This window comes from Candidatus Brachybacter algidus (genome assembly GCF_016707225.1).
GTDB lineage: Bacteria > Bacteroidota > Bacteroidia > Chitinophagales > Saprospiraceae > Parvibacillus > Parvibacillus algidus.
Window position 1 is genome coordinate 43,332 of the sequence record NZ_JADJID010000003.1, and the last position, 10,962, is coordinate 54,293.

A 10,962-nucleotide genomic window follows, 5' to 3' on the forward strand; every position below is an offset into this window, starting at 1 on the left:
TTAGTAAATAAAATTTTATTTGCTGATTAAAATACCTAAAAAATGTATTTGAATACTTCGTTTCCGTTGAAAAATCACTTTTTTGATATTGTGATTTTTAGAAAAATGTTTAGCTGTTTGAAAATTATTAATTAGTCTTTAACACACTGTCAAACTACATTCTGTCATGATTTGTGTAGATTTGCTTTCAAATACCACTATGAGAATATTTATACTGATTTTATTACTTCCTGCCTTCCTATATGCACAGCATATACCAGTTCTTGAAGGTCTTTCAGGTCAGGAATTACTTACTGAAATAAAAAATCAGTATAGACCACCAACGACATTAGGGTACTCGATTGCAAGAGATACTTTGTTCAGGAATATATTGGCTGTAAATGGCCAGTTGAAATGCCTTTATACAGATTATTCAATTAATTTAAATCCAAATTCAGATCCATCTGATAATGCATTCAGTCAAGGACTAAATACTGAACATATTTATCCTCAATCCAAAGGAGCAGAAAACGAACCTTTGAGATCCAATATGTACAATTTATATCCCGTTAGAGAAAACGTTAATTCGGACCGTGCAAATGATCCTTTTGGAGAAGTCCCTGATAATACAACGCAATGGTGGTACTATCTTGATATTAAACAGAAAACTAAACCCACGTCAAATATTGAAAAGTACAGCGAAGCCGCAAATAGCGTTTTCGAACCTCAGGAAGCTAGAAAAGGTGACATAGCAAGAAGCATAATGTATTTCTATAGTATATATACACCTGAAGCTAATGCCGCTGACCCTAATTTTTTCCAGTCTATGATCACTGACTTATGTAATTGGCATTATCTGGATCCAGTCGACAGTGAAGAATGGAATAGAAATTTACTGATAGCTTCTTATCAAAATGATCTTGCGAACCCATTTATTTTGGATTGTACCATTCCTGAGAGGTCTTATTGTAGTAGCAGTGGACAAAAATGTATTCCAACAAGTAGTATAATACCTAAGATCAAAACATTAGGAAAAATTTTAGTGAGTCCGTCAATGTATAATTCCGGTCAAAACACCATAAAACTTAATCATGATATCGCAGTGACAGAAATTATTGTCGTTAATTCAGTTGGCAATAAAATTGAGGATGTTCTGATATCAAACCGCATAGAATCGATTATTCAGATGAATTTGTTGACACCTGGAAATTACTTTGTATTCGGAAAAGATATCAATGGATACATTATTGCCAAAGGAAGCTTCCAGGTATTTTAAATTTTTGGTTGGTAGATCTTAGAATTTAAAATGCCCCACTTGTTTAGTCTATAGGAGATACTAGTGCTCAATACCCCTAAACCATATTTTACACTTCTGCTGAAATTTATTGAAGAGGCTTCCTTAAAGTATTTTGTTGGGCAAGTAATCTCACCAATTTCATACCCTTGATAAAATATTTGTGCTATCATTTGGTTATCGAAGACAAAATCATCAGAATTGGCTTGGTAATTTATGCTATTCAAGACGTCAGCTGAAAATGCTCTGTATCCTGTGTGGTATTCACTGAGTTTCTGGGAGGATAAAATATTCTGAAATAAGGTTAAAAATCTATTGGCAATGTATTTATATTTGGGCATACCCCCTTTCAAAGCGCCCATACCAAGTATCCTTGATGCGAGCACTACGGGATAGAGCCCTGAACCTATCATATGGGCCATAGAAGGTATCAACAGTGGCGTATATTGATAATCTGGGTGAAGCATGATTACTATATCGCTTCCTAATTCTAGTGCCTTATCATACAACGATTTTTGGTTTCCTCCATAGCCTCGGTTAACTTCATGTCTTACTATGTGCTTTATGCCCAGACTAATTGCAACTTCCAAAGTATTATCAGTAGAATTGTCATCACATAATATAACCTCATCCACAATATCTTTAGGAATTTCTCTGAAAGTTTTTTCAAGTGTCTTTGATGCATTAAAAGCAGGTAAGACCGCCACTACTTTTAAAGAATTTATCATTCTTCTTCTCCTATATCCTCAGAGGTAGATTTCTCATTTGTTTCTGCATTCAGAGAAAAGAAATCACGTTTGTCAAGGAAGTCAAACCATTTCAACACTTTTTTCATATCACTTGGATATACCCTGTCTTCATCATATTCAGGAAGAACGATCCTGAAATAATTAGCAAGATCATTATTACTTGCTTTCAGTAATTCAGAAATATTATGGTCCTGTTTGATCTCAACCATAGTTTTGAATATATCTTCAATAGGTGTTGAATCACTATAGGTATAAATAGCTATTGACCTAAGTGGTGTAAATTGATGCTTTCTAACTGAAACAAACTGCTTAACACCGCTGTCCATATCTTTGATTATCAATCCATTGCTTCTGCTTGATTCAAGGTAATATAAACCCGGTAAGCTGCTTACTGAAACTATGTTTTCTATATTCTTTTCCATCTTTTATTAAGTAATTTAAATTAAAAAGGGTATAATTATTAATATTTCGCTAATTCAATGATCTTATTCTCAAGTCTTGAGGAAGCCATAAAATTCTTTTCAAGAGAGATTGTAAAAGGAATTGGTGTATCTAGACCTGCACATCTCATCACAGGTGCATCGAGATATTCAAAACAATTTTCAATGATAATGGCTGCAATTTCACCTCCAAGACCACCAAACATCGTGTCTTCATGCAAAACCAATGCTCTCCCGGTCTTCTTGACTGAACTTATAATAGCAGATTTATCCAGTGGTACCAATGTTCTTAGATCTATTATTTCAATATCTATATGTGCCAGCTTTTTGGCAGCCTCCAATGCCCAGGTTACACCCATACCATAGGTAATAATCGTTAGTTCTTTTCCGATCTTGGGATAAGCTGCCTGGCCAAACGGAATATTATAATATCCTGTTGGAACTTCTTGATTTGCAGACCTGTATAAAGCTTTGTGCTCGAAAAACATGACCGGGTTATTATCTTCAAAAGCTGTGATTAGTAACCCTTTAGCATCGTATGGATTGGAAGGGTAGACTACTTTTAATCCAGGTACATGAGTAAACCATGCCTCATTGCTCTGCGAATGAAAAGGGCCAGCCCCTACTCCACCTCCTGTCGGCATTCTGATGACTACATCAGCATGCTGTCCCCACCTGTAATTAAGTTTGGCAAGGTTATTCACAATCTGATTGAAACCACAAGTCACAAAATCTGCAAACTGCATTTCAACCATTGACTTATAACCTTTTAGACTTAATCCTAAGGCACAACCAATAATAGCACTTTCACACAGCGGAGTATTTCTTACGCGGTCTTTACCAAATTTCTCAAGAAAACCTTCTGTTATTTTAAAAACTCCTCCATAATCAGCGATGTCCTGACCCATCAAAACTAGGTTATCATGATGTTTCATAGATTCCATTAAACCGCTCGAAATGGCATCTACCATTCTCATTTCTGCAGTGGGTTGGTCAGCAGAATCTGCAGAGACAAAATCAAATTTGCTAAATACATCTTCCATCTCATTCACTGTAGAAACCTCGATAGGTAAGGCTTGAAGAGCATTTTCAACTGAAGAATTTATTTGTTTTTTATAATTTGATTTAATAGAATCAAAGTCTTCAGCGTTGAAGATTTGCTGATCCAGTAAATGCTTTTCAAATCTTGAAATTGGATCCTGTTTCGCCCAACTATCCATTAATTCCTTAGGAACGTATTTGGTACCTGAAGCTTCTTCGTGTCCTCTCATCCTAAAGGTCATGCACTCTAGCAGGATTGGCTCAGGGTTTTCACGCATCTGAGCGGCTAGTTCTTTTATCTTTGAATAAACTCCAATTAGATCATTTCCATCTATTGAAAGTGATCTCATACCATAGCCTATGCCTCTATCACTTATCTTCTCGCAGTTATATTGTTCATTGGTAGGAGTGGAAAGTCCATAGCCATTATTCTCAACAATAAATAAGACTGGCAGCTGCCAAACAGAAGCAACATTCAAAGCTTCATGAAACTCACCCTGACTGGTTCCGCCTTCACCAGTAAATACTGCAGCAATCTTCTTTTCATTCTTCATCTTGTGTGCCATGGCTACACCAGCAGCATAGGACAATTGTGGCCCAAGATGAGAAATCATACCTACAATATGATGCGGCACTGACCCAAAATGGAAAGACCTTTCTCTACCTTTAGAATAACCTCCCTGAGTTCCTTGCCATTGACAGAAAAGATCTTCCAAAGGCATATCTCTCGTGGTAAACACACCAAGATTGCGGTGCATTGTAAAAATATACTCATCTTCATCCAAAGCAGCTGCTACACCAACAGAAATAGCTTCCTGACCAATTCCTGAAAACCATTTGCTGATCTTACCTTGACGCAACAAATTGAGCATTTTTTCTTCAATTAGTCTAGGATATACAATTCGGTCGTATAACTTCTTTAAAGTATGAACACTTAGATCAGTTTTTGAAGTCGCGCCATTCATTATATTTTCTTCCTTAGCTCCCAACAATATTTCCATTAAATAATTTTCAAATTTAAATTTGATAAGTGCTCCAGTAGTAAAGAATAATCCTAATTACTCCTGCTCACTATCTTTTTTCTTTTTATCATCTTTTTTGCCATCAAAAATTCTACTAAAAATATTCTTTTTCTTAGTAGAATCTTTTTTTGAACTGCCATCATCTTCGGGTGCATCTTCATCCATGACAGGCTCGATAGGGTTACCAAGGGAATCCAAAGACGTAGAATCAGCTGCATTTGGATCAAAAGTATATCTTGAATATGCGCATGAAAGCTTTTCCTTGGCTTCTTTCGATATTTCAGGAAATTTGGAACTTACGTAATCTTTTAAGGATTTATCTTTCTCTACTTGATGCAAAAACTTACCTACAATAGGCAGAGCAGTGAAAGCGCCAGTGAAATTTCCTTGTAAATGAATTTCTGGAAATTCACCGCCAACCCATGCACCTGCGATAAGCTTTGGATTAGAAGCTATAAACCAACCATCACTGCAATCCTGACTAGTACCGGTTTTACCGGCAAGGTCTTCTGTCACCTGATACTTCCATTTTACAGACCCTCCTGTACCATGATTAATTACACCCTGCATCATATTGCGCATCATGTCGGCATTTTCTGGGTTCATCACCAATTCTTTCTCTTGACTTTTTTCAGTCGTATTATCTATAAGAATATTACCTTCAGAGTCAACAACCTTCATTATGTAGGTCATCTTAGGCCTTAACCCTCTATTCATAAAAACCGAATATGCTGTCATCATATCTAATAAAGATATATCCACAGCGCCAAGACTAACAGATGGTTCTGAAGGAATCGTTGAAGTAATGCCAATTTTTTTTGCAAAATCAACGACAGTGTCAATACCAGTTTTCAACATAATATCTACAGTAGCACAATTTAAAGACTTAGCCAATGCTCCTGCCATTGAATATTCGCCTCCATAACCACCTTCAAAATTCCTTGGGGACCAATTGTCAAATTGCGGATATGTCTTTTGGGTATTGTCGTAATAGTCACATGGATTCAAGCCTTTCTCCAATGCAGCAGAATAAACTATTGGCTTAAAAGTAGAACCTACATGTCGTCTTGCTTTAACATGATCATATTGAAAATATGTGTTATCAATACCACCTACCCATGCTTTAATGAATCCTGTGGTAGGATCAGCTGCCATAAAACCTGTAGACAAAAATTGGAGGTAGTATATCAATGAGTCTTTGGGGCTCATCTTCATTTTCTTATCACCCTTTTGGCTATAGACAGTCATATCCATTGGTACATTAAATACACTATCGATATAAGAATGTGTCTTACCAGCTGCTGACATTGACTTATACCTTTCAGTGTTCAAAATTACTTTGTTCAAGAAGCTGGTATCTTTCCATGGTAGTTTAATCCATCTCATCTGCTGCGTGTAGAGATCCTGCAGCTCCTCCATTTGCTCAGCAACCGCCTTTTCGGCGAAATCTTGCATTGATAAGTTAATGGATGTGTATACTTTCAATCCATCAGTATATAAATTATAATTGGAACCGTCACTTTTTTTAAGGTGACCTAGTGCATTATCAAGATCAATTCGAGCATATTCACGGAAATAGGTTGCAATACCTATATTATGAGTTTCCTTGACATAATTCAATTTAATTGGCAGCTCAGATATAGAGTCTGCCTGAGGTTTTGTTAAATACCCATAACGCTCCATCTTATTAAGTACAGTGTTCCGTCTTTTTTTAGCGAGATCTAAATTATTCAATGGATTATACTTTGTTGTTGCCTTTAACATTCCAACCAAAGTTGCAGCATCCTCAGTTTTAAGATTTTTGGTTGAACAACTGAAATATTGTTTCGCAGCTACATCGATACCGAATACATTTCCACCAAAGGAGACCGTATTAAAATATAATGTAAGTAATTCTTCTTTGGAATACATATTTTCCAATCTTTGGGCTATTACTATCTCACGGACTTTATTGATAAGTGTGGTTCCTCTCCAGTAAGACCTTCTTTTGAAGAGATTTTTCGCTAATTGTTGACTTATAGTACTACCTCCTCCCGATGAGCTTTCTTTAAGAAGAATAGTTCTCCACAACACTCTTGCCCATGATTTCCAATCAATACCATTATGTTCATAATATCTGATATCTTCAGTTGATATGAGCGCATGAATCAGATTGGAAGGCAGGCTATCAAATGTAGTATTGGTTCTATTTTCAATAAAATATCTGCCAATCAAAGTTTTACCATCATCGGCTATCAACTCAGTACCCTCAGGATTACTTATACTTCTTAACTCTGAGTTGGAAGGCATTCCTCCAAAAACACCAATTCTGGCAGCCATAATAAGCAGGAAAATACCTCCAAATATGGTGAGAAATATTCCCAACAAACCTTTTACTATAACGTTGGCTACAGGACGTTTTTTAAGGTTAGCATTTGCGATTGCTATTTTGCTTTTTATAACAGACAAAACTGTTTTAACCTTCGAAATAAATGTATTTTCTGACATCTAATTTTTCAAAATATGAGTAGAAGTAATATGCGGAATTTCCAACAAAAGAACGCAAATATAAGCACCTTATTGGAAGAATTAGAAAAGAAATAGATTTGTAATAATAAAAAAACCGTGTTTTAGAATTCTAAAACACGGCATCATTTATTAGTTTAAGTCAACAGCATCTATAAAAATAGATCAAATGACTTACTATTCAGTATTTAAGCTTCAGCAACATCGTCAGATGGTGCTTTTTCATCAGAAGATTCAGCAATATCATTTGCAGTTTCTTCAGCAACATCTTCAGCAGTTGGTTCGTCAGATGCTTTAACATCAGCTATTTCAACTACATCTTCTACAACCGGTGCTTCTTCTACTACTACTTCCGTTGCAGGAACATCAACTTTTGCTTCAGCTACAGGAGCTTCAACAGAAGTATCTGCTTCCTTAGTTGCTATTTTAGCTTTCGCTTCAACTAGAGCCTTTTCGCCTGCTTCATCAAATTGTTGCTTTAATTGTGAGAAAGCATCAATATCGCCTAAAGTAGTTCTTTCGATTTTACCTTGTTGACTTTTCACAGCAGCTCTTGACTCCGTATCTGCAGAATCCTTCTCCCTTCGGATAAGGTTATCAGCTTCTTTTTTGATGTCCTCAAGGTATCTCTGATGAGAAACTAGAATTCTCTTATCATCTCTGTTAAATTCAATAACTTTTACTGTTAATGTCTCTTCTTGCTCAGCTGTTGATCCATCCTCTTTCTTAAGATGTTTGATCGGTGCGAAAGCCTCAAGACCGTAAGGTAATTGAACTGTAGCTCCTTTATCATCTTTTCTGATGATAGTAGCTTCATGATAAGAGCCAATCGGGAACACAGATTCGAAAGCATCCCATGGGTTTTCTTCGATTTGCTTGTGTCCAAGAGATAATTTCCTGTTCTCTTTGTCGATCTCAAGAATTACGATTTCGATGTTGTCACCTACTTTCGTAAATTCAGATGGATGAGAGAATCTCTTAGTCCAAGAAAGGTCCGAGATATGTACCATACCACCTATACCATTGTTGATCTCAACGAATACCCCATATGGAGTAAGGTTTTTAACAACGCCCGTATGACGACTATTTACAGGATAATTTGCTTCGATATCACTCCATGGATCTTCCTGAAGTTGTTTTAAGCTTAATGACATTTTACGGTCATCTCTATCAATTGTAACAACTTTAGCTTCGTATTCCTGATCTAATTTGAAGAAATCTCTGGCAGCAACCGGTTGGTTACTCCATGAAACTTCTGAAACGTGGATCAAACCTTCTACACCCGGGCTTACTTCAAGGAAAGCTCCATAGTCTTCAACATTAACAATCTTACCTTTAACAGTAGAACCTTCAGAAATATCCATTGCAAGAACTTCCCAAGGGTGAGGAGTTAATTGCTTAAGACCTAGAGAGATACGTTTTTTGTTCTCATCAAAGTCTAGAACTACTACATTGATTTTGTCGTTCATCTGAAGGACTTCATCAGGGTGGTTGATACGACCCCAAGAGATATCTGTGATGTACAATAGACCATCAACGCCTCCTAGGTCCATAAATGCACCGAAGTCTGTAATGTTTTTAACAACACCTTCAAGGACCTGACCTTTCTCAAGACCTGCGATGATGTGCTCTCTTTGTTCTGCAATATCACTTTCGATAAGAGCTTTGTGAGATACAACAGCATTTTTGATCGTTTCATTGATCTTAACAACTTTGAACTCCATCGTCTTACCTACATATGCATCATAATCGATGATAGGTTTGATATCTATCTGAGAACCAGGAAGGAATGTCTCAAGACCGTAAGCGTCTACAATCAGACCACCTTTAGTTTTAGAGATAACTGTACCTTTTATGATAGTACCATTGTTGAATGAATCAACGATTGTATCCCATGCGATAAGCAATTTCGCCTTCTTGCGGGAAAGAACCAGTTGACCTCTTGCATCTTCCTGACTTTCTACATAAACGTCTACATAATCTCCTACTTTAAGGTCTTGAATATCTCTAAATTCAGAAAGGGAAATAATTCCATCCGACTTATAGTTGATATCCAATACGACATCACCGCCGCTGATGACTTTTACAATACCTTTGACAATCTCGTTGTCTTTGATAGAGGTTAAAGTATTTTCATACTCCTCAAGGTATTTCTTTGTTACATCAGCTTCGTACTCAACGTGGTTACGTTTGTTGATAGACCAGTCAAAGTCATCATGAGCAGTTTTAGGAGCTTTGGGTGTTTGTGGTTGGGTGGTTTCAGCAGTCTGAGCGACTTCCTGAGCTTGGTTTTCATCAATCAGATTCTCATTTTCTGACATGTGAATCTTGGTTTTAGTGGTTAATTAATATTTTTAGCGGGGCGAAGGTACGCTTAATTATTGGAATGAAAAAGAATTTATATAAGTTGGGAAGACCTAATGGATGATACCAAAGTTAGAAATTAGAAATATCAAGTTAGAATGACCTTCTAACAAAGTCCCTCAAACTGAACTACTGATTATTGATTGCTGATTACTGATTGCTGATTACTGATTACTGATTACTGATTACTGACTACTGATTACTGGCCAATAAACATCATTTCGCCTCAAACCAAAGCTTGTCTTTATCATCCGGATCTCCATTATAATTAAAAGTAATTTCATCATGTGCAGAAATGTTTTTAATCGCCTTGATTATTAAGACTTCACCTTCGAAATCCATAACATATTCAGCATTAGGTTCGAAGGAATGATTATAAAGAGATCCGTATCCCAGTGCGATGGCTGCCTGCTTATGTTGCCAGAGAAAGTAATAGTTGAACATGTTGGTTTTGTCGATCAGTTCTATTTCATGTTCAGGAAGTAATATGACTGGACAAACTTCTATGACATCACCCTTTTTTAAAAGCTTACTTGTATATACTCCCCTACCCCTATCTCCAGTATCCTTATAATATACACTATCTAGTCTTTGCATGATTTCTATATTAATTAGTGGTTCTTTGGACAGATTTTTTTATATCAAATCTTGTAAAGACAATTCCTGATAACAATACTAAGATGCCAAGATATTGAATTAGAAATAATTTTTCTCCATCATAAAGGCCAAGTAAAATAGCTACAACAGGTGTTAAATAAGATACAGTAGATGCAAACAAGCTTCCTGAAATGTTAATGAGGTAAAAATAAGCAATGGACGTAATCACGCTGCCAAGTATGGCTAGAGTGATCACGGGATAAAAAACAGAAATCGAAACTTCTGGTGATACTGCCAAATCGAAAGCACCCGTAGTATAAAATAAGATACTGGCAGGAATCACCATTAAACTAAATGCTACGGCAGATATTTCAATGCTATTCACATTTTTTAAATACTTACCAATCGTATTAGTGCTCCATGCATAGAGGATAGTGGCAAGTACTACAAACCAGCCATACCATGCATTTTGGATGCCATGCAAATCAGTTTTTGACAACATGATCATAGCGGCCCCACACAAACCAATACATATGCCAAATATTTTAATGAAGGATGGTTGAAGTTTGAAAAATAGCATTCCAAGCAATAGTGTGAATATTGGAGTAAGTGAACTCAAGGTACCCGTCAAGCTGCTATTCATATTGGTCTGTGCGATAGCAAAACAAAAAGATGGAATACCACTTCCAAAGAAACCGACAATAAGTAAATATTTGATATTTTTCCTATCTAATTTTCTAACATAGAAAAGAGCGATAGGTAAAAAGCACCAACAAGCCACAAACATCCTAGCGGATGCTAACTGGTATGGATTGAGGTGCAACAGACTTTTTTTCATTAGAAAATAACTACTTCCCCAGGCAGCACTAATTAGAATTAATAAAGCAAAGCTTATTAAAGTCTTTGAACTCTTCATTCTTTATAAATATATTTTATCTCGACAAAAAACAGCTTATAAACTTAAATCAAAA

At 36.2% G+C, this 10,962-nt stretch carries 8 protein-coding genes; 1 reads left to right on the forward strand and 7 read right to left on the reverse strand.

The window, feature by feature from the left end; translation table 11 throughout:
- The first annotated feature begins 199 nt into the window (after window positions 1-199).
- Window positions 200-1,255, forward strand: coding sequence for an endonuclease (locus IPI15_RS10080; protein WP_287420125.1), 1,056 nt, complete (start codon window positions 200-202; stop codon window positions 1,253-1,255).
- Here IPI15_RS10080 and IPI15_RS10085 read toward each other — a convergent pair.
- The 7 genes from IPI15_RS10085 to IPI15_RS10115 all read right to left on the reverse strand — a co-directional run bounded on the left by IPI15_RS10085 (window position 1,252) and on the right by IPI15_RS10115 (window position 10,907).
- A complete protein-coding gene (locus tag IPI15_RS10085; protein ID WP_287420126.1) occupies window positions 1,252-2,001 on the reverse strand; it encodes a glycosyltransferase family 2 protein in 750 nt (249 codons plus the stop codon). The genes IPI15_RS10080 and IPI15_RS10085 overlap by 4 nt on opposite strands.
- Window positions 1,998-2,444, reverse strand: a complete 447-nt coding sequence (locus IPI15_RS10090) for a DUF5606 family protein (RefSeq protein WP_287420128.1) — start codon at window positions 2,442-2,444, stop codon at window positions 1,998-2,000. The genes IPI15_RS10085 and IPI15_RS10090 overlap by 4 nt, the downstream gene beginning before the upstream one ends.
- Before the next feature lie 38 nt (window positions 2,445-2,482).
- On the reverse strand, window positions 2,483-4,504 hold the full coding sequence (locus tag IPI15_RS10095) for a thiamine pyrophosphate-dependent enzyme (protein ID WP_287420130.1): 2,022 nt from the start codon (window positions 4,502-4,504) through the stop codon (window positions 2,483-2,485).
- A gap of 57 nt (window positions 4,505-4,561) precedes the next feature.
- Window positions 4,562-7,012, reverse strand: a complete 2,451-nt coding sequence (locus IPI15_RS10100) for a transglycosylase domain-containing protein (RefSeq protein WP_287420132.1) — start codon at window positions 7,010-7,012, stop codon at window positions 4,562-4,564.
- Between the two features lie 206 nt (window positions 7,013-7,218).
- Window positions 7,219-9,351 (reverse strand): 30S ribosomal protein S1, encoded by a 2,133-nt coding sequence (gene rpsA, locus IPI15_RS10105; protein WP_287420134.1) that lies wholly within the window; start codon window positions 9,349-9,351, stop codon window positions 7,219-7,221.
- Between the two features lie 259 nt (window positions 9,352-9,610).
- On the reverse strand, window positions 9,611-9,991 hold the full coding sequence (locus IPI15_RS10110) for an SET domain-containing protein (protein ID WP_287401469.1): 381 nt from the start codon (window positions 9,989-9,991) through the stop codon (window positions 9,611-9,613).
- Between the two features lie 10 nt (window positions 9,992-10,001).
- Window positions 10,002-10,907: a DMT family transporter gene (locus tag IPI15_RS10115; protein WP_287401470.1), complete on the reverse strand. Its 906-nt coding sequence runs from the start codon at window positions 10,905-10,907 to the stop codon at window positions 10,002-10,004.
- Window positions 10,908-10,962 lie beyond the last annotated feature (55 nt).

Excerpts from the sequence above, each read along its gene's own strand:
- rpsA (WP_287420134.1), bottom strand. The coding sequence starts at position 9,351 with ATGTCAGAAAATGAGAATCTGATTGATGAAAACCAAGCTCAGGAAGTC.
- IPI15_RS10110 (WP_287401469.1), bottom strand. The coding sequence starts at position 9,991 with ATGCAAAGACTAGATAGTGTATATTATAAGGATACTGGAGATAGGGGT.
- IPI15_RS10085 (WP_287420126.1), bottom strand. The coding sequence starts at position 2,001 with ATGATAAATTCTTTAAAAGTAGTGGCGGTCTTACCTGCTTTTAATGCA.
- IPI15_RS10100 (WP_287420132.1), bottom strand. The coding sequence starts at position 7,012 with ATGTCAGAAAATACATTTATTTCGAAGGTTAAAACAGTTTTGTCTGTT.
- IPI15_RS10090 (WP_287420128.1), bottom strand. The coding sequence starts at position 2,444 with ATGGAAAAGAATATAGAAAACATAGTTTCAGTAAGCAGCTTACCGGGT.
- IPI15_RS10080 (WP_287420125.1), top strand. The coding sequence starts at position 200 with ATGAGAATATTTATACTGATTTTATTACTTCCTGCCTTCCTATATGCA.
- IPI15_RS10095 (WP_287420130.1), bottom strand. The coding sequence starts at position 4,504 with ATGGAAATATTGTTGGGAGCTAAGGAAGAAAATATAATGAATGGCGCG.
- IPI15_RS10115 (WP_287401470.1), bottom strand. The coding sequence starts at position 10,907 with ATGAAGAGTTCAAAGACTTTAATAAGCTTTGCTTTATTAATTCTAATT.